Origin of the sequence: Frigoribacterium sp. PvP032 (genome assembly GCF_017833035.1) — a bacterium.
In the GTDB taxonomy this organism is placed as follows: domain Bacteria; phylum Actinomycetota; class Actinomycetes; order Actinomycetales; family Microbacteriaceae; genus Frigoribacterium.
In genome coordinates this window covers 391,325-408,185 of the sequence record NZ_JAFIBM010000001.1, presented here as the reverse complement: position 1 = coordinate 408,185, position 16,861 = coordinate 391,325, and the positions used below count along the sequence as shown (strand labels likewise).

The window sequence follows — 16,861 nt, the reverse complement described above, 5'->3', positions numbered from 1 at the left end:
GTTGGCTGGGACCATGTCGATCTCCTCCACGGCCGCGAAGGCCGACCTGCTCCGCTCGCTGCACGTGCCCGGCGACCCGCTCGTGGTCACCAACGTGTGGGACAGCATCACCGCCCGCGTCGTCGCCGGGGCGCCCGGCGTGAAGGCCCTGGCCACCGCCTCGCACTCGATCAGCGAGGCCCACGGCGTCGAGGACGGCGAGGGACTCGACGTCGACCAGATGCTCGACGCCGTCCGGCTCGTGATCCGCGCGGTCGACCTGCCCGTGTCCGTCGACTTCGAGAAGGCCTACGCGACCGACGCCGCTGGCACGCTCGACAACGTGTGGCGCCTGATCGAGGAGGGTGCCGCCGGCCTCAACATCGAGGACAGCGTGGGCCAGGCCAAGGCTCCGCTGTACGACGTCGACACCCAGGTGTCGAAGGTCGCCGCCGCCCGCCAGGCCGGCGACCGCGCTGGCGTGCCCATCGTCATCAACGCGCGCGTCGACTCGCTGGCCGGCGACCCGGACAGCTTCGACGACGCGGTGCTGCGCGCGAACGCCTACCTCGACGCCGGCGCCGACTGCGCCTTCGTGCTCGGCCTCGGCACCGAGGACCTCGTGAAGCGGGCGCTCGACGAGATCCACGGCAAGGTCAGCGTCATCTCGGGCCCCGACTCCGTGCCGCTCGCGCGCCTCGCCGAGCTGGGCGTCTCACGCGTCAGCTTCGGCCCGATGACGATGGGCCTGACGCTGTCGCACCTGCGCGACGCCGCCGAGCAGCTCACCGCCCGAGGCGACTACCCCCGCGAGCTCGGCTTCAGCTTCTAGCCGGCAGCGGGCGGCGCCGGCGGGCGGGTTCGTCGCAGCCGGTCCGTCGTGACGGACCGTGCACGACGGACTCGCCCGCTCTCGCCCGTCGACAGCAAGCGGCCCACGCACGCACGAGGCCCCGACGACTCACGTCGTCGGGGCCTCGTGCGTGCGTGGGCGACGGGATCAGTCGCGGTCCTTCGCGGCTGCCTTCGCCTCGGCCTTGTCGGCCTTGCGCTTCGCCTTGGCCTTCGCCTTCGCGGTGTCGTCGGCGGCGTCGTCCTCCGCCTTCGCGCGGTCGAGGTCGTCGGAGTCGGCGTCGGCGTGGTCGTCGCCACGACGACCGTGGCCCGCGCGCTCCTCCTCCGCCTCCTGCCGCTCGATCGACTCGGCGGCCGCCTGGCGCAGCCGCAGGCCGTCGAGCTCGTCCTGGGCCGCGACGGCCTGCTTCTTCTCGCTCTGGGCGGTGTCGCGGGGCGGCAGCAGGATGTCCTTCTCGGCCTTCATGCCGGCCTGCAGCTCGCGGCCTCGCTCGATCTCGGCGTCGAACTCCGCGCCGAAGAGCAGCGCGAGGTTGGTGATCCAGAGCCACAGGAGGAACACGATGACGGCACCGAGCGAGCCGTACGTCTTGTTGTAGTTCGAGAAGTTCGCCACGTAGAAGCCGAAGCCGGCGCTGGCGAGGCCCCAGATGACGATCGCCGTGACCGAGCCGAGGCTCATCCAGCGGAACTTCGGCTGGCGGATGTTCGGCGAGAAGTAGTAGAGCACCGCGACGACCACCACGACGATGACCAGCAGCACCGGCCACTTGACGATGCCCCAGACGAAGACCGTCGTCGAGCCGAGGCCGACCACGTCGCCGACCGTCTGCGCGACGTCGCCGCTCAGCACGAGGATGAGCCCCGCGACGACGATCAGCACCACGGTGAAGGCCGTGATGGCGAGCATGGTCGGACGGAGCTTCCAGATCGGGCGCCCCTCGTCGACGTTGTAGATGCGGTTCATCGCGCGGCCGAAGCCGCCGACGTAGCCCGAGGCCGACCAGAGCGCGCCGAGCACACCGGCGACGAGGGCGAAGCCCGCCGCCTGCGAGCCGATCAGCTCCTGGATGGGGCCGCGCAGGGTGGCGGCCACGGAGGCGCCGCCGAGCTGCGTCAGGAGCTCGAGGACGGCGTCGGTCGTCGGCCCGGCCTGGCCGACCACGCCCAGCAGAGCGACGATCGCCAGCAGGCCGGGGAAGATCGCCAGCACGGCGTAGTACGTCAGGGACGCCGCCAGGTCGGTGCACTGGTCGGAGCCGAACTCGCGCAGGGTCTTCTTCAGCACGTAGCCCCACGACCGGGCGTGCAGGTCGTCGGGGCTGTCGGGCTTGCGCGAGTCGTTCGGCTCGGGCGCCGTCTGGTCCCGGCGCGTGCTGGTCTGTGCCATGGGGTCTCGTGTTCCTGTCCTGTGGACGAGAGGTGATGCGGAGAGGGGTGTTGCCGGGTGGGGTGCCTTGCCGGCTTGGTGTCGCCGGGCGGCCGGATGCGGTGCCGGTGATGCTGAAGACGGCAGGAGGCGCGCCCCCTGCCGTCCGTCAGCGTCGCGCCGAGTGCCGGCTCAGCGGCGGGCGATCTTGACGACGCCGGCGACGATCGCGGCGACGCCGGCCACCCCCGCGGCCGCCGTGGCGATCACGGGCGCCGGGTCGTCGTCGAGACGACGCTTCACGCTCGCCTTGAGCCGCCGGGCGTGAGCCGGCACGCTCAGCTTGTCCTCGATGGCGTCGAGGGTCTCCTTGAACTGCTCGCGGGTGCGAGCGATGTCCAGCTCGATCTCGGGGATGCTCGCGCCCTCGCGAGGACCGGGCTTCTGCTCGCTCTTGTCGTCGCTCATCAGTCGCTCGCCCCCTTGGTGCTCGTGCCCTTGGTGCTGGTCCCCTTCAGCGCGGCCACGTCGGCCTTGACGCTGTCGACGGCCTGCTGTGGCACGGGCGGGACGCCCTTCTTGAGCGCCTTCACGCCCAGCAGCGCGAGCACGCCGGTGATCACCAACAGCACGGCCGCCACGATCAGCGCGGCCAGCCACGGCGCCACCACGGTGGCGAGCCCCAGCACGCCGGCGGTGATCAGCACGGCGAGCAGGAAGAAGCCGAAGAGCGCGGCGCCGACCAGCAGCCCTGCGCCGACCCCCGCCTCCTTCAGCTTGGTGACGAGCTCGGTCTTGGCGAGCTGGATCTCGCCCCTGACGAGACGAGAGATGAGCTCGGGCAGGCTGCCGAGCAGCGAGCCGAGCGACTTCTTGGTGCTCTGTTCCGGTGCCTTGAGGTCACTCACCGACGTTCACCCCGGGCAGCTTCGCGGCGCCCTCGCTGTCGGAGCGGGCAGCGTCGGACGCGGCGCTCTTGGCGTTGTCCTTCACGTCGTCGGCCTTGTCGGACGCCTTCGAGGCGACGGACTTGGCCCTCGAGGCGGCGTCGCCGGCGGCGTCCTGCAGCTTCTTGCCCACGACCGGGGCGTTCTCCTTGACGAAGCCCTCGGCCTGGTGGACCGTCTTCTGCACGGAGGGGTTCTCCCACAGGCTCTCGGCCTGCGACTTGATCTTGACGTAGGCCCCGCGTCCGGCACGTGCTCCCAGCACGTAGCCCACAGCTGCTCCGGCGACGAAGAGGATCTTGCCCTTCATGAGTGCTCCATTCAGTTCGAGGTCGACCGGGCCCCAGCGGCCCAGGACACCAACGCTGGCACAGACCCCCGGACAGAGACCAGATTCCCAGTGCGGCGACGCGGCCAGGGGTACAACGACGGGCTCTCAGGAGGAGGGACGACGACCCCGGCTGTGGACGACGGGCAGCGAAGGGGCCGAGGAGGCGGCGGTCGCGTCCGCCAGGACGGCGACGGGGACCGACCGCACCCGTCGCGACCACCAGCGGGGCGGGAGCTCACGGCCCCACGCGGCCATCGCCTCCTCGACCAGGCGCAGCACGCACCAGCCGAAGAGCGCGACCAGCAGCACGTTGCGCGCACCGAGCACCGCCACGGCCACGGGGTTCAGGTCGATCAACGGCAGGTACAGCACGGGGAACACCAGCGTCGTCAGCCCGGCCGCCCACGCGACGATCCGCGCCGGGGTGCGGAACGCGGCGGCATCCGCCCACAGGCCCGCCGCGACGACCGGCGCGATCCACAGGACGTACTGGGGCGAGCCCACCTTGTTGAAGACGATCAGCGTGATCGTGAGCGTCAGCGCGCCCAGCAGGACGAGGCGCGACTCGTGCCCGGTGCCGGTTCCGGTGCTTGTGCCGCTGCCGCTGTCGTCAGGGGAGCTGCGCCCGGCACGACCCGCCTGGGAACGACCGGCCCGTGCCCGCCCGGCCGCCGCGACCGCCAGCAGCCCGACGAGCGCGATCATCACGACGCCCATGGCCTGTGTGCTGCCGTGCACCGCCCAGGTGTCGCCCGGCCCCATCACCTCTCGGGTCGCGAGGCCGACGTTCTCGTACACGGAGGCGCCCGGCAACCCCAGCATCGCCATCCACAGCCACGGGGTCGCGAGCGGCGCCTCGAGCTGCAGCGCCCGGTCGGACTGCATCGTGACGAAGCTGTCGACCGACGAGAGGCCGCCCCCGACGGCGACGACCGCGACGACGACGAGCGTCACCCAGAGGCAGGCCCGCACGACGGCCGCACGGCCTCGGCTCGCGACCACGACCGCCGCGATGACGGCCGCCGGCCAGACCTTCACCCAGGTCGCCGCGGCGAGCAGGGCGCCGGCGACGCGGGGCCGGGTGGCGAGCAGCAGCAGGGCCGCGACCACGGCGGGGGCGCTGAACGCCTCGAGCCTGAGGAACGCGACCGGGCTCAGCAGGAACAGCACGAGCAGCCACCACCACGCCGCCGGGGCGTCGACCGTGCGGCGTCCGCGGTCGGTGAGCAGCCAGAGGGAGGCGGCGTTCGCCGCGGTCACCAGCACGAGCCAGACGAGCTGGTAGAGCGACTCGCCCAGCACGTTCGGCAGCACGACGGGCAGCAGCGCGCCGGCCGGGTAGACCCAGGCGAAGTCCATGACGGGCCAGCGCCCTTCGCTGAGGGCTCCGGTGGCCCAGGTGCGGTACAGGGGCAGGTCGCCCTCCGCGCCTCCTCGCAGCATCAGCGGGGTCAGGGCGACGAAGACGGCGGCGTGCAGGGCCGCGAAGGTCCACCAGATCGCGCGGGGCTGCTGGCGGAACAGCTCCCAGACCCGGCCCAGGTGGCCCAGGCCCTCGCGGGCGCGACGGGACGAGGAGGCGGTGGTCCAGGGCGCTCGCGAGCTCACCCTGCGGACGCTAGGGCGCGCACCTTTCGACGAGGTGAACGTCGGGCGTACGATGCCGCGCATGGACCGACGGAGCTCCGACGACGACCCGCGCACGGCTGCGCCAGGGCCAGAGGACGACCAGCCGACGCGCGACGACGACCGGCCGGTCGGCTGGTGGCTGACCCGGGTAGAGAGGCTGCTCGACCAGCGGTTCGCCGAGGCGCTCGACGAACACGGCGTGACGCGCCGTCAGTGGCAGGTGCTCGAGGCCCTCGAGCGCGGCGTCCAGCCCGGCGCCGACGAGTCCCTCGCGGCTGCGAGCGGCTCGACCGCGTCGGCGGACGGACCGGCCGACGACGACCAGTCGCTGGTCGACGACCTCGGCGAGCTCGTCGAGAGCGGCTGGGTCGCGGTCGAGACCGACGGCCTCGGCGCCAGCCGCCACTCGCTCACCGAGCGGGGCACGGCGGCGCACGCGAAGCTGCGCGACGTGGTGCTCGGCATCGGCGCGGACGCCTTCGCCGGCGTCACTGCCGACGACCGCGAGACGGCGCTGCGCGTGCTGCGGAGGGCCGCCGCCAACCTCGGCGGATGAGGAGGCTGGCGAGGGAGGCGGCTGCAGCTAGCGCAGGGCCACCCACCCGATCAGCAGCATCGTCGTGACGAAGCCCGACACGAAGTTGAGCCAGAGGAACCGCTTCCAGCCCTTGTTCGCGCCCTCGGCCTCGGCGTCGGTGATGTTCCACCAGGGGGCGCAGTTGAGGGCGTACGCCACGGGGATGATCGCTGCGAACGGGCCGGGAGCGTCGGTGAAGGTGAGCAGGATGCCCGCGAGCAGGTAGGCGACCACCGCGAGCCGGACCGTGGTGCGGGCGCCGATCACGGTCGCGATCGACGCGATGCCGCCCTCGCGGTCGGCGATGACGTCCTGCACGGCGCCGAAGGCGTGGCTGGCCGCGCCCCAGAGGAAGAACGCCCCGAGCAGCGCCCAGAGCTGCGGGGTGAAGGTGGCCCCGGCGAGCACGAGGCCGTAGACGGCCGGGCTGACGAAGTGCGTGCTCGACGTGACTGAGTCGACGAACGGTCGCTCCTTGAAGCGCAGGCCCTTCGCCGAGTAGGCCACGACCGCGAACAGGCTGACGGCGAGCACCAGCCAGCTGAGCGGGCTGCCCACCGCCACGAGGAACAGCACGAACGGCAGGCACGTGAGCACGGCCGCCCAGAGGGTCGTGCGGTGCATGCTCCGGTCGAGCAGGGCGCCCTCGACCCCGCCCTTGCGCGGGTTCCGCAGGTCGCTCTCGTAGTCGAAGACGTCGTTGATGCCGTACATCGCGAGGTTGTACGGCACCAGGAAGAACAGGATCCCGACGACCGCGACGAGCCAGTCAACCTGCGCGAAGTCGAAGGCGGGGCTCGGCCCGCTGAAGACGATGGTGGCCGAGGTGCCCTCAGCCGTCGCCTGCTGCACCTGCGAGAGCGGCACGTACGCGCCGTCGGCCACGACCTGCGGCGCACTGGCCGCGGTCAGTATGTACGCCGCCGCGAACGGGAACGCCGTGTTGATCCAGCTGAGGGGCCGGGACGACCAGAACAGGGCCCTCAGGGTCGCGGTCACCGCGCCTCCTCGGCGTCTGCCGTGCTGGTGCCGGCGCCGCTGCCGGCGCGACGGGACGCCCTCGCGGCCTTCGCGGCCTCCGTCTCGCGGCGCGACCCGAGCAGCGTCCAGACGCTCGGCAGCAGCACGAGCGCCGCGACCGCGTAGGCGAAGTCCTCGAGCGGAGCGATGCCGACGAAGGCGCCGCTGATCCGCGACTCGTCGTAGCCGACGAGCCCGACGCCGATCATGACGTTGTCGAAGACGGCCGTCATCACGAGCAGCACCGCCGTCGAGAGACCGGCGGCGCGCACCACGGGCGCGAGCGAGCCACGGGCTGAGGAGGCGCGGGTCGACCGGGTGCGCGCCCAGCTCAGCAGCAGCGCGGCCCCCGCCGTCACGGCCACGAGCCCGAGGAACACCGCGTTGATCGCCCAGTAGGTCACGAGCGGTCACCACCCGTCGAGATGGCGGCCGACGCGGCCCGGCGTCGCTCGAGCGCGTCGAGCACGAGGCGCGAGCCGGCGAGCAGGTTCATCGTGAGCCAGCAGAGCAGCACGAGGAAGAAGACCTCTTCGACGGGCAGCTCGGGCGCCAGCTGCACGCCCGTCATGAACGACGTCTCGCCGCGGAAGAAGACGCCCGCGTCGATGCCGACGATGTCCCAGATGAGGAAGAACACGACACCGACGAGCAGCGTGACGAACGCACGCCAGCCGTCCCGCCAGAAGAACAGGCCGAAGCGCCGGTCGAGCATCGCCATGCCGAAGATCGAGATCAGCAGGGCGATCAGGTACGCGAAGCCCATCAGGCGTCGCCGCTCGCGCCGGGCGTGACCCCGGATCCCGCGCCCGCGCGCGCGCCCACGACCGGCTCGGCCACCGGCCCCGTGCTCGTGTCGCCGCGCATGTTCTTGAGCAGGATCTCGGCGCTGATCAGGCACATCGGCAGGCCGATGCCCGGTCGCACCGACCCGCCCGCGTAGAACAGGCCCTGCACGTGCTCGGAGGTGTTGCCGGCGCGGAACATCGCGCTCTGCGAGAGCGTGTGCGCCGGGCCGAGCATGCTGCCGCTCCACGCGTTGACGTCGTCGACGAAGTCGCGCGGCCCTCGCGTGCGGCGAAGGACGACGCGCGACGCGAGGTCGGGGATCCCGGCCCAGTCGGCGATCTGCTCGATCACCTGGTCGGCGAGCCGCTCGATCAGCGGGTCCCCGTCGCCGCCGACGTCGCCGCGGCCGAGGGCCGGGTCGGCGGGCAGCGGCACGAGCACGAACAGGTTCGTGTGCCCGGCGGGCGCCGTCGACGGGTCGACCGTGCTCGGCTTGCAGACGTAGAGCGAGGGCGGGTCGGGGATGCGCTTGTCGTCGCCGAAGATGCGGTCGAAGTTCTCGTGCCAGTCGCGGGCGAAGAACAGCGTGTGGTGCTCGAGCTCCGGCACCTCGCCCTCGACGCCCAGGTACAGCAGCAGGGCGCTCGGCCCGGGGTCGCGGGTGGCCCAGTAGTCGGAGTCGTAGGTGCGCAGCCCCTCGGGCAGCAGCTGCGTCTCGAGGTGCTCGAGGTCGGCAGCGCCCACGACCACGTCGGCCTCGAGCACGTGCTGCCCGCCGTCGGCGTCGCCGTGCTCGACGCCGCGCACGACGGCGGAGCGCCCTGGCCCCGGCGACGTGAGGACACGGGTGACGGGAGCCTCGGTGACGATGCGGACTCCCGCCTCCTCGGCGACCGCCGCGATGCGCTGGATCACCGTCGTCAGGCCGCCCTGCGGGTAGAGCACGCCGTCGTCGAGGTCGAGCGTGCTCATCAGGTGGTACATGCTCGGGGTCGCGAAGGGCGACGACCCGAGGAACACGGCCGGGTAGCCGAGGATCTGCCGCAGGCGCGGCTCCTTCACGGCGCGCGACGCGAACGCGTCCAGATCCTGCAGCAGCAGCCGGCCGAGCTTCGGCAGCCGCACGACGACGTCGCCGCGCAGCAGCGGGCCGACGGTCTCGAAGCTCGTGTAGAGGAACCGCTGCTTGGCGAGCTCGTAGGTGTCGCGCGCCGACCGCAGGTAGCCGCGCATGCGGTCGCCGCTGCCCGGCTCGATCCCGTCGAAGAGCGCGATGTTCTCCTCGAGGCCGCGCGGCACGACGATCGGCTCCTCTCGGGTGCCGTCCGCTCCGGGCTCGAACAGCACGCGGTACCCGGGGTCGAGCGGCACGAGGTCGAGCTGCTCGTCGGCCGACGTGCCCATGAGCCTGAAGAAGTGGTCGAACACCTCGGGCATCAGGTACCAGCTCGGGCCGAGGTCGAAGCGGAAGCCGTCCTGCTCCCAGCTGCCCGCGCGACCGCCGACCTGGTCGTTCTTCTCGAGCACGGTGACGTCGTGCCCCTCGCGGGCGAGCAGCGCGGCGCTCGCGAGCCCGGAGATGCCGCCGCCGATCACGACCACCCGGCGGCCGTGCCGCTCGACGCTCGTGTCGCCGACGGCACGCTTCAGCCAGGGGGTCGTCACAGGGATGCTCCAGGAGGTGGGGTTCGGTGGTCGGGGACGGAGGCGACGCGGCCGGCCGTGGCCTGCAGCGCGATCCGCACCTTGACGGGATCGGGCACGCGGACGCGCGCCCTGATGAGCGAGGAGGCGGGGGTCGCCTCGAGACGCCGGTTCAGCTCGGCGAACAGGCCGTGGGCGAGCGCCACCGCGCGGCGCGACGAGGCAGGCAGCACGGGGATCACCTCGCCCGAGACGCGGAGGTCGTCGTCGATGTCGGCGACGAGCCGCAGCTTCGTGGCCTCGTCGAAGGTCGTCACGTCGACACCGGGGAAGTAGCTGCGTCCCAGGTGCTCGAAGTCGGCCGCGAGGTCGCGGAGGAAGTTCACCTTCTGGAACGCCGCCCCGAGCCGCGTGGCGCCCTCGTCGAGCAGGGCCCTCGTCGAGTCCGGGTAGCTGTGGCCGACGAGGAAAGCGCGCAGGCACATCAGCCCGACGACCTCGGCCGAGCCGTGCACGTAGCGGTCGAACGACTCCTGGTCGTGCTCGCTCGCGCTCAGGTCGGCGCGCATCGACTCGAAGAACGGGCGGGTCAGCTCGGCGCCGAAGCCGGTCGCCCGCGCGGTGCGCGCGAAGGCGTGCACGACGAGGTTGGCGCTGAAGCCCTGCGCCATCGCGCGCTCGGTCTCGGCCTCGAGCTCGTCGAGGCAGCGACGTGACTCGTCTGCCGTCAGGCCCGCCTCCGTCGCCGGCCCGTCGACGACCTCGTCGGCGACCCGCACGAGCGCGTAGACGTTCTCGACGTGCTGGCGCACGGCCGGGCCGAGCAGCCTCGAGGCGAGCCCGAACGACGTGGAGTAGCGGCGGATGACGCCGGACGCGGTGCCGTCGGCGGTCGCGTCGTAGAGCGAGAGACCGGTCATCGCACGCGCTCCAGCACGACCTGGACGAGAGGAGCGAGCGCGTCGCGCAGGGCCCCGCCGACGTCGGGCCCGTCGAGCACGTCGAGGGCGCGTCGCGCATGTTCCTCGACGAGCTGCTCGGCGAAGCGCCGCGCGCCGCAGGCCTCGAGCCGGCCGCGCACCACCTCGGCCTCGGCCTCGGACAGGTCGGCCTTGCCGATGAAGGGCTGGATGCCGAACCAGTCGTCCGTCGTGGCCGCGTGCGCGACGAGCACCGTGCGCTTGCCCTCGCGGAGGTCGCCCAGCGTGGTCTTGCCGGTGTCGGACTGCGTGCCGAAGACGCCGAGCAGGTCGTCGACGACCTGGTACGCGACGCCGACCTCGCGGCCGAACTCGCCCAGGGCCCTGACGACCGCCTCCGGAGCCTGGGCCAGCACGGCGCCGGCCTGCAGCGGCGCCTCGAACGAGTAGACGGCGGTCTTCGCGCGCTCCATGTCGAGGATCTCGTCGACGGTCGGCAGGTCGTCCGAGAGCGAGAGCTCGACGTCGATCATCTCGCCGCCGGCGCTGACGAAGACGGCCTCGTCGAGCAGGTCGAGGAGACGCGCCTGGACCGGGCCGTCGCAGGGCACCTGCAAGAGGAGGCGGCTCGCACCCGTCAGCGCCAGGTCGCCCGCGATCACGGCGGCCGACATGCCGCGGTGCTCGGCGGTCGGCGTGGGGATGCCCGCCGTGGTCGCCTCGTCGCGGTAGCTGCCCGAGACGTTGGGGATGCCGCGGCGGGAGAAGTCGCGGTCGATGACGTCGTCGTGGACGATCAGCGCGGTGTGCAGCAGCTCGAAGGCGGCGCCGACGCGGGCCGCGGCCTCGTCGTCGCGGCCGCCGAGGGCCGTGTAGGTCGTGAAGACCATGCGGGGGCGGAACCGCTTGCCGCCGCTGGTGTTGCGCTCGAGGACCTTCCAGAGGTCGACGTACCGGTAGCCGACCGACTCGGCCCGGCGCTTGGCCAGCCGGAAGAAGTCGTCGAGCACGGCGTCGACACGGGACTGGTCTCGCGCCTCACGCTCGACGAGGTCGCCGTCGACGCGGCCCTGCCGGTCGTGCGCCGCCGCACGCTGGTGTTCACCGCTCACCAGGGCAGACTACCTCTCATGACACCCGAGACCTCCGTGCATCCCCAGGCGCTCCGCAGCCCCGTCGCGAGCGGCGGCGACGAGCTCGTGGTACTGCTCGACGAGGCCGGCGAGCCCTGCGGCACGCACCTCAAGGCGACTGTGCACACGGCGACGACGCCGCTGCACCTCGCCTTCAGCTGCCACGTGCTCGACGACCGCGGCCGCGTGCTCGTGACCCGTCGCGCCCTGTCGAAGAAGACCTGGCCCGGCGTCTGGACGAACTCGTTCTGCGGACACCCCGCACCGGGCGAGACCCCCGAGGAGGCGGTGGCCCGGCGCGCCTCGCAGGAGCTCGGCATCGAGGTCACGGACGTGACCAGCGTGCTGCCGGAGTTCCGGTACCTCGCGACCGACGCCTCCGGCGTGGTGGAGAACGAGATCTGCCCCGTGTTCACCGCACGCGCGGTCGGCGTGCCCGACCCGTCGCCCGACGAGGTGGCCGAGTGGGCCTGGACCGACCCGGCGGCGCTGCGCGACGCGGTCGCCGCGACGCCGTTCGCGTTCAGCCCGTGGCTCGGCTGGCAGCTCGAGGCCTGGCCGACGCCGCAGGGCTAGCCGCCGAGCCGGACAGCACGACGGCGCCTGCCCCCTGGGGGAAAGGCGCCGTCGCACTCAGGACCGTGCGTCGCTCAGCGGGGGCGGAGCTGGGCCGCGGCCGGGCAGTCGAAGGGGTCGCCGCCCGCGGCGAGGCCGACGCGGTTCAGGTAGCGGATGACGATGCCGTACGACTTGACGGCCGTCGTCTCCTGGTAGGGGATCTCGTGCGCGGCGCAGTGCGCCTTGACCAGCTTCGACGCGGCACGCAGGTGCGGCCTCGCCATGCTCGGGAAGAGGTGGTGCTCGATCTGGTAGTTCAGGCCGCCCATGAACGCGGTCGAGAAGCGACCCGTGATGTTGCGCGAGGTGAGCACCTGCTTGCTGAGGAAGTCGACCTTGGCGCCCTCGGGGATGATCGGCATGCCCTTGTGGTTCGGCGCGAACGACGAGCCCATGTAGAGGCCGAAGACGGCCATCTGCACGCCGATGAAGGCGAAGGCCATCCCGACGGGAAGGAAGAAGAAGACGGCGCCGAAGTAGAGCACCATGCGCGTCGCGATCAGCGAGATCTCAAGCGCACGGCCCTCGATCTTCTCCTTGGTCAGCAGCACCTTGAACGAGTGCACGTGCAGGTTGACGCCCTCGCCGAGCAGCAGCGGGAAGAAGAAGTATCCCTGTCGACGGGTCAGGTGCTTCATCAGGCCGGTCTGCTTCGCCGCGTCTTCTTCGAGGAACGAGACCGTGTCGAACGCGATGTCGGGGTCTTTGCCCTTGGTGTTCGGGTTGGCGTGGTGCCGGGTGTGCTTCGACATCCACCAGGCGTAGCTCATGCCGACGACGCCGGCGGCGAGCACGCGGCCGACCTTGTCGTTGCGCGTGCCGGAGTCGAAGACCTGGCGGTGCGCGGCCTCGTGGGTGAGGAACGCGAACTGCGTGAGGATGATGCCGAGGGCCGCGGCGATGAGCAGCTGGAACCAGCTCGAGCCGAGCAGGACGAAACCGGTCGCGGCGCCGCCGAGGCAGGCCACGAGGATCGCGAAGACCGTGACGTAGAAGCCGGTGCGGCGGCGCAGCAGGCCCGCCTCGCGCACGCTGGCGAGCAGGGCCGAGTAGGTGCTGGTCGGCTTGCTGGCACGACCGGCGACGGTCGGGCGGAAGCCGGACGAGACCGGGCCGGAGGCGCCGGTGGGGGGTGCGATGACGGACATGGAGCTCCCGCGGGGATGGTCGACTTCCCAGCCGCGTGACGTGAGCGATGTGCCCGGATGCCTCCGACGCTAGGGGCACGGGCGGGGGCAGCGCCACCGCAGGCGGCGATGCACAGCGATGCCGGGCGGATGCACAGGTGGAACGGACGGTCGCGCACCGGGCCGGCGAGGTGCCCTCGCTCGACGGCGAGCGACCGCCGCCGTGCGGAACGGGTCCTGCCAGGAGGGGGCGGTAAACTCCTCGGGTCCGCCCCGCCAAGGAAGAAGTACCGTGCCGTCTGCCTCCGTGCCTCCTGTGCCGTCCGGCGCCGACACGGCCGACCGGGGCCGCGCCTCCTCGGGTGCCTCTTCGTCTTACTGGCCGGTGCCCCTGGTGCGCGCCGTGCCCCTCCTCGTGACGGCCGCCGTCGTGACCTTCTCGCGTGACCACTCGCCGTTCGTCGGCCTCGTCTCGTTCGGCGTCGCCGCCGTCGTGGGCGGCCTGCTGCTCACCGTCGGCGTGCTGCTGCGCCTCGACGACCGCAGCAGCCGCACGCTGCAGGTCGTGCAGGGCGTGACGACCGTCGTCGCCGGAGTGGTCGCCCTCGCCGCCTCGTCGGCCGGGCTCGCGTTCTTCGTCGCCCTCGTGTCGGGCTGGGCGCTCGTCGCCGGGGCCCTCGAGCTCGTCGCCGGCCTGCGCCGCCGCGGCCGCTCGCCGCTGGCCCGCGACTGGATCAGCGTGGCGGTGCTCACGCTCGCGCTGGCCGTGGTGTTCCTGGTCGTGCCGCTCGACTACGCGCAGCCGCTCGGCGGGGTCGAGCAGATCGAGGGCGAGCTCACCTCGTCCACCGTGCTCGTCGGGGTGCTCGGGGCTTGGGCCGCGGTCGTCGGGGTGTTCCTGGTGATCGCCGGGCTGTCGCTCCGGTGGCAGACGGACGCAGGCAGCGTCGGCAGGACCGGCGACACGAGCGGCACCAGCATGACCAGCGGCACCAGCAGCACCAGCAGCACCAGCAGCACCAGCAGCACCGAACCGACTTCCGACGAGGGACAGCACGCATGACCACACCCAGCTGGCGCGAGCGCGTCCGTCCCGCCGAGTTCCTGGGCCTCAGCGGCGTGTTCGCCGTGTTCGTCGGACTCGTCGTCCTGATGACCACCCGCGAGCTCGAGCTCGCGCTGATCTTCCTCTGCATCGCGTTCATCGTCGCGCTCGTCGTCATCGCGATGCTCGCCCTCGCCGCCAAGCCCAACGAGGACGAGCGCCACGAGATCGACGAGTCTGACCGGGACCGCCCCAAGGGCCACTGACCCGCGCCCGCTGCCCCGCCGGGTAACCCCGCGTGCTTGCGCCCGGCCTTCTGTCGCAAATGCCGACCGATGGTGAAGGGGCCACTCCGTGTACCGGGAAAAGCAGCTATTGCGTGCTCTACTGTCGGCATTTGCGGCCACTGACCACGTGCGGGCTGCTCGTGCGGACGTCCGCACCGCAAATGCCGACGGATAGGTCGCCGAGCACGCTCGGGAGCAGCGAAATGCCGTTGTCGGAGGAACCGCGGTCGGCATTTGCGGGCCGGGACCGAGCCGTGCGCGGGTGGGTGGGTGGGCGCGGACGGGCAGCCCGCGCGCGGGGCGGCTAGCGGAGGCGGGTGACGAGGTCCGAGGCGAGGCCCGTGTAGGTCGCGGGGGTGAGCGCCACGAGGCGGGCCTTCGCGTCGGCACCGATGTCGAGCCCCTCGACGAACGCGACGAGGTCGGCCTGCGAGACGCGCTTGCCGCGGGTCAGCTCCTTGAGCATCGCGTAGGGGTCGGCGATCGACGAACGGCCGGCCACGACCTCGGCACGGATCACCGTCTGGATCGCCTCGCCGAGCACCTCCCAGTTGCCGTCGAGGTCGGCCTCGAGGGCCGCGGTGCCGACGGCGATCTCGCCCAGCCCGCGACGGAGGTTGTCGAGCGCGAGCACCGAGTGGCCGAGGGCGACGCCGATGTTGCGCTGCGCCGACGAGTCGGTGAGGTCGCGCTGCTGGCGCGACGTGACCAGGGTCGCCGCGAGCGAGTCGAGCAGGGCGCACGACAGCTCGAGGTTGGCCTCGGCGTTCTCGAACTTGATCGGGTTGATCTTGTGCGGCATGGTCGACGACCCGGTGGCGCCCGCCTGCGGGATCTGCGTGAAGTAGCCCATCGAGATGTACGACCAGACGTCGGTCGCGAGGTTGTGCAGCACGCGGTTGACGTGGGCGACGCGCGAGTAGAGCTCGGCCTGCCAGTCGTGCGACTCGATCTGGGTCGTGAGGGGGTTCCAGCTGAGGCCCAGGGCGTCCTCGACGAAGGCACGCGAGATCTCGGGCCAGTCGGCGTCCGGGTCGGCGACGACGTGTGCCGAGAAGGTGCCGGTGGCGCCGCTGAACTTGCCGAGGTACTCGGTGCCGGCCACCTGGGCACGGAGGCGCTGGAGGCGGTGCACGAAGACCGCGAACTCCTTGCCGACGGTCGTCGGGGTCGCGGGCTGGCCGTGGGTGTGGGCGAGCATCGGCACGTCGCGGGCATCCGTGGCCCAGGTCGTCAGGGCGTCGACCACGGCGTCGAGGGCCGGGAGCCAGACCTCGGCCACTGCGGCCTTGACGGTCACCGCGTACGAGAGGTTGTTGATGTCCTCGCTGGTGCAGGCGAAGTGCGTGAGCTCGGCGATCGGGTCGAGGCCCAGCTCGGAGAGGCGGGCGCGGACGTAGTACTCGACCGCCTTGACGTCGTGACGGGTCGTGGCCTCGAGCCCGGCGAGCTCGTCGATCGCGGGCTGCCCGAAGTCGGTGACGATCGCTCGCAGCGCCTCCTTCTGGTCGGCGGCGAGCGCCTGGGCGCCGAACGCGCCGCGGTCGGTCTGCGCTATCAGCCACTCGACCTCGACGTGCACGCGGGCCCGGTTGAGCCCCGCCTCGCTGAGGTGGTCGCCGAGCTGCCCCACGGAGGCGCGGTAGCGGCCGTCGAGCGGGCTGAGGGGCTGAGGGGGCAACGTCATGAGGGTCCCTTGCGGAGTGCGGGTTCGATCTGGCGGAAGAGGGCGGTGCAGGCTCGCTCGACCATGGCGAGCACGGTGTCGAACATGGCCGGGTCCGAGTAGTAGGGGTCTGGCACGTCCGAGCCGCCCTGCGCCGCGCCCTGCGGGTCGAACGACATGAGCAGCTGCACCTTCGAGCGGTCAGACTCGTTCTCGGCCCACGACCGCAGCACGCGCTCGTGCCCCCGGTCGAGCGCGACCACGAGGTCGTGACGCGCGAAGTCGGCGGTCGAGAACTGCTGCGCCCGGTGCCGGGAGCCATCGTAGCCACGGGCCCGGAGGGCCTCGACGGTGCGCGGGTCGGCCCCCTCGCCGACGTGCCAGTCGCCCGTGCCCGACGACGAGACGTCGAGGGAGTCGGCGTGGCCGGCCCTGCGGGCGACCTCGCGGAGGACCACCTCGGCCATCGGCGACCGGCAGATGTTGCCGGTGCAGACGAAGACGACGCTGAGGCGGCTCACCGCCGGCGGTCGCTCGGCTCGACGATCGGGCGGATCACGATCCCGATCAGCCAGGCGACGACCGCGAGGACGAGCGCGCCGAGCACGCCCCACCAGAAGCCGTCGACGACGAGGCCGAAGCCGATCTGCCCCGAGATCCAGGCCACGATGCCGAGCAGCAGGCCGTTGACGATCAGCGAGAGCAGACCGAGGGTCAGCACGTAGAGGGGGAAAGCGACGACGCGGATGACCGTGCCGACGATCCCGTTCACGATGCCGAAGATCAGCGCGACGAGCAGGTAGGTGAGCACCGTCTCGGTGGTGCCGCCGTCGCCGTACGCGTCCACGCGCACTCCCCCGACGACGAACGTGGTCGCCCAGAGGGCGAGGGCGTTGATCAGCAGCCGCACGAGGAATCGCATGGG

The 16,861-nt window shown here is 72.0% G+C and carries 20 protein-coding genes; 5 read left to right on the top strand and 15 right to left on the bottom strand.

What is annotated here, in order from left to right; genetic code table 11:
• The first annotated feature begins 13 nt into the window (after positions 1 to 13).
• Positions 14 to 811, top strand: a complete 798-nt coding sequence (locus JOE35_RS01965; RefSeq protein ID WP_209559578.1) for an isocitrate lyase/phosphoenolpyruvate mutase family protein — start codon at positions 14 to 16, stop codon at positions 809 to 811.
• Positions 812 to 979: 168 nt separating this feature from the next.
• Here the strand turns inward: JOE35_RS01965 and JOE35_RS01960 are convergent, their stop codons facing one another.
• From JOE35_RS01960 to JOE35_RS01940, 5 genes are all read right to left on the bottom strand, one after another.
• Entirely contained in the window at positions 980 to 2,224 is a 1,245-nt protein-coding gene (locus JOE35_RS01960; protein WP_209559577.1) for a YihY/virulence factor BrkB family protein, read from the bottom strand.
• Positions 2,225 to 2,395: 171 nt separating this feature from the next.
• Positions 2,396 to 2,671, bottom strand: coding sequence for a DUF3618 domain-containing protein (locus JOE35_RS01955; RefSeq protein ID WP_209559576.1), 276 nt, complete (start codon positions 2,669 to 2,671; stop codon positions 2,396 to 2,398).
• A complete protein-coding gene (locus tag JOE35_RS01950; RefSeq protein ID WP_209559575.1) occupies positions 2,671 to 3,111 on the bottom strand; it encodes a phage holin family protein in 441 nt (146 codons plus the stop codon). Before JOE35_RS01950 ends, JOE35_RS01955 begins: the two co-directional genes overlap by 1 nt.
• Positions 3,104 to 3,460, bottom strand: a complete 357-nt coding sequence (locus JOE35_RS01945) for a YtxH domain-containing protein (protein WP_209559574.1) — start codon at positions 3,458 to 3,460, stop codon at positions 3,104 to 3,106. Before JOE35_RS01945 ends, JOE35_RS01950 begins: the two co-directional genes overlap by 8 nt.
• Before the next feature lie 126 nt (positions 3,461 to 3,586).
• A complete protein-coding gene (locus JOE35_RS01940; RefSeq protein WP_209559573.1) occupies positions 3,587 to 5,089 on the bottom strand; it encodes a glycosyltransferase 87 family protein in 1,503 nt (500 codons plus the stop codon).
• Positions 5,090 to 5,150: 61 nt separating this feature from the next.
• Between JOE35_RS01940 and JOE35_RS01935 the strand changes: the two genes are divergently transcribed.
• Positions 5,151 to 5,666: a MarR family winged helix-turn-helix transcriptional regulator gene (locus tag JOE35_RS01935; RefSeq protein ID WP_209559572.1), complete on the top strand. Its 516-nt coding sequence runs from the start codon at positions 5,151 to 5,153 to the stop codon at positions 5,664 to 5,666.
• A gap of 27 nt (positions 5,667 to 5,693) precedes the next feature.
• On the opposite strand, the gene JOE35_RS01930 is transcribed toward JOE35_RS01935, so the two are convergent.
• From JOE35_RS01930 to JOE35_RS01905, 6 genes are read right to left on the bottom strand one after another with little or no spacing between them, the layout of a single operon-like run.
• Positions 5,694 to 6,686 (bottom strand): prenyltransferase, encoded by a 993-nt coding sequence (locus JOE35_RS01930; protein ID WP_307802898.1) that lies wholly within the window; start codon positions 6,684 to 6,686, stop codon positions 5,694 to 5,696.
• Entirely contained in the window at positions 6,683 to 7,111 is a 429-nt protein-coding gene (locus JOE35_RS01925; protein WP_209559571.1) for a lycopene cyclase domain-containing protein, read from the bottom strand. Before JOE35_RS01925 ends, JOE35_RS01930 begins: the two co-directional genes overlap by 4 nt.
• Positions 7,108 to 7,473, bottom strand: a complete 366-nt coding sequence (locus JOE35_RS01920) for a lycopene cyclase domain-containing protein (protein ID WP_209559570.1) — start codon at positions 7,471 to 7,473, stop codon at positions 7,108 to 7,110. Before JOE35_RS01920 ends, JOE35_RS01925 begins: the two co-directional genes overlap by 4 nt.
• Positions 7,473 to 9,161 (bottom strand): phytoene desaturase family protein, encoded by a 1,689-nt coding sequence (gene crtI / locus JOE35_RS01915; protein WP_307802897.1) that lies wholly within the window; start codon positions 9,159 to 9,161, stop codon positions 7,473 to 7,475. Before crtI ends, JOE35_RS01920 begins: the two co-directional genes overlap by 1 nt.
• Positions 9,158 to 10,060, bottom strand: a complete 903-nt coding sequence (locus tag JOE35_RS01910; protein WP_209559569.1) for a phytoene/squalene synthase family protein — start codon at positions 10,058 to 10,060, stop codon at positions 9,158 to 9,160. The genes crtI and JOE35_RS01910 overlap by 4 nt, the downstream gene beginning before the upstream one ends.
• Positions 10,057 to 11,172: a polyprenyl synthetase family protein gene (locus JOE35_RS01905; protein WP_209559568.1), complete on the bottom strand. Its 1,116-nt coding sequence runs from the start codon at positions 11,170 to 11,172 to the stop codon at positions 10,057 to 10,059. Before JOE35_RS01905 ends, JOE35_RS01910 begins: the two co-directional genes overlap by 4 nt.
• Positions 11,173 to 11,190: 18 nt before the next feature.
• Between JOE35_RS01905 and idi the strand changes: the two genes are divergently transcribed.
• Positions 11,191 to 11,769 carry an isopentenyl-diphosphate Delta-isomerase gene (idi, locus tag JOE35_RS01900; protein WP_209559567.1) on the top strand — a complete coding sequence of 193 codons (579 nt, stop codon included), beginning with the start codon at positions 11,191 to 11,193 and terminating at the stop codon, positions 11,767 to 11,769.
• Between the two features lie 74 nt (positions 11,770 to 11,843).
• Here idi and JOE35_RS01895 read toward each other — a convergent pair whose 3' ends face one another.
• The gene (locus JOE35_RS01895) at positions 11,844 to 12,959 is read right to left on the bottom strand and encodes an acyl-CoA desaturase (RefSeq protein ID WP_209559566.1); all 1,116 of its coding nucleotides are present in this window, start codon (positions 12,957 to 12,959) and stop codon (positions 11,844 to 11,846) included.
• Between the two features lie 271 nt (positions 12,960 to 13,230).
• On the opposite strand from JOE35_RS01895, the gene JOE35_RS01890 reads away from it, so the two are divergent.
• Both JOE35_RS01890 and JOE35_RS01885 read left to right on the top strand, forming a co-directional pair.
• Positions 13,231 to 14,001, top strand: coding sequence for a DUF308 domain-containing protein (locus tag JOE35_RS01890; RefSeq protein WP_209559565.1), 771 nt, complete (start codon positions 13,231 to 13,233; stop codon positions 13,999 to 14,001).
• Positions 13,998 to 14,249, top strand: coding sequence for a hypothetical protein (locus tag JOE35_RS01885; protein WP_209559564.1), 252 nt, complete (start codon positions 13,998 to 14,000; stop codon positions 14,247 to 14,249). The genes JOE35_RS01890 and JOE35_RS01885 overlap by 4 nt, the downstream gene beginning before the upstream one ends.
• Positions 14,250 to 14,574: 325 nt before the next feature.
• On the opposite strand, the gene purB is transcribed toward JOE35_RS01885, so the two are convergent.
• From purB to JOE35_RS01870, 3 genes are read right to left on the bottom strand one after another with little or no spacing between them, the layout of a single operon-like run.
• Positions 14,575 to 15,957, bottom strand: coding sequence for an adenylosuccinate lyase (gene purB / locus JOE35_RS01880; RefSeq protein WP_209559563.1), 1,383 nt, complete (start codon positions 15,955 to 15,957; stop codon positions 14,575 to 14,577).
• On the bottom strand, positions 15,954 to 16,403 hold the full coding sequence (locus tag JOE35_RS01875) for a low molecular weight protein-tyrosine-phosphatase (protein ID WP_209561813.1): 450 nt from the start codon (positions 16,401 to 16,403) through the stop codon (positions 15,954 to 15,956). The genes purB and JOE35_RS01875 overlap by 4 nt, the downstream gene beginning before the upstream one ends.
• A gap of 50 nt (positions 16,404 to 16,453) precedes the next feature.
• Positions 16,454 to 16,858 (bottom strand): phage holin family protein, encoded by a 405-nt coding sequence (locus JOE35_RS01870; RefSeq protein ID WP_209559562.1) that lies wholly within the window; start codon positions 16,856 to 16,858, stop codon positions 16,454 to 16,456.
• Positions 16,859 to 16,861 lie beyond the last annotated feature (3 nt).

Bases quoted from the DNA above. Each gene is read 5' to 3' on its own strand.
- JOE35_RS01910 (WP_209559569.1), bottom strand. From the start codon at position 10,060: ATGACCGGTCTCTCGCTCTACGACGCGACCGCCGACGGCACCGCGTCC.
- purB (WP_209559563.1), bottom strand. From the start codon at position 15,957: ATGACGTTGCCCCCTCAGCCCCTCAGCCCGCTCGACGGCCGCTACCGC.
- JOE35_RS01885 (WP_209559564.1), top strand. From the start codon at position 13,998: ATGACCACACCCAGCTGGCGCGAGCGCGTCCGTCCCGCCGAGTTCCTG.
- JOE35_RS01895 (WP_209559566.1), bottom strand. From the start codon at position 12,959: ATGTCCGTCATCGCACCCCCCACCGGCGCCTCCGGCCCGGTCTCGTCC.
- JOE35_RS01870 (WP_209559562.1), bottom strand. From the start codon at position 16,858: ATGCGATTCCTCGTGCGGCTGCTGATCAACGCCCTCGCCCTCTGGGCG.
- JOE35_RS01960 (WP_209559577.1), bottom strand. From the start codon at position 2,224: ATGGCACAGACCAGCACGCGCCGGGACCAGACGGCGCCCGAGCCGAAC.
- JOE35_RS01955 (WP_209559576.1), bottom strand. From the start codon at position 2,671: ATGAGCGACGACAAGAGCGAGCAGAAGCCCGGTCCTCGCGAGGGCGCG.
- idi (WP_209559567.1), top strand. From the start codon at position 11,191: ATGACACCCGAGACCTCCGTGCATCCCCAGGCGCTCCGCAGCCCCGTC.
- JOE35_RS01965 (WP_209559578.1), top strand. From the start codon at position 14: ATGTCGATCTCCTCCACGGCCGCGAAGGCCGACCTGCTCCGCTCGCTG.
- JOE35_RS01920 (WP_209559570.1), bottom strand. From the start codon at position 7,473: ATGGGCTTCGCGTACCTGATCGCCCTGCTGATCTCGATCTTCGGCATG.
- JOE35_RS01945 (WP_209559574.1), bottom strand. From the start codon at position 3,460: ATGAAGGGCAAGATCCTCTTCGTCGCCGGAGCAGCTGTGGGCTACGTG.
- JOE35_RS01875 (WP_209561813.1), bottom strand. From the start codon at position 16,403: ATGGCCGAGGTGGTCCTCCGCGAGGTCGCCCGCAGGGCCGGCCACGCC.
- JOE35_RS01935 (WP_209559572.1), top strand. From the start codon at position 5,151: ATGGACCGACGGAGCTCCGACGACGACCCGCGCACGGCTGCGCCAGGG.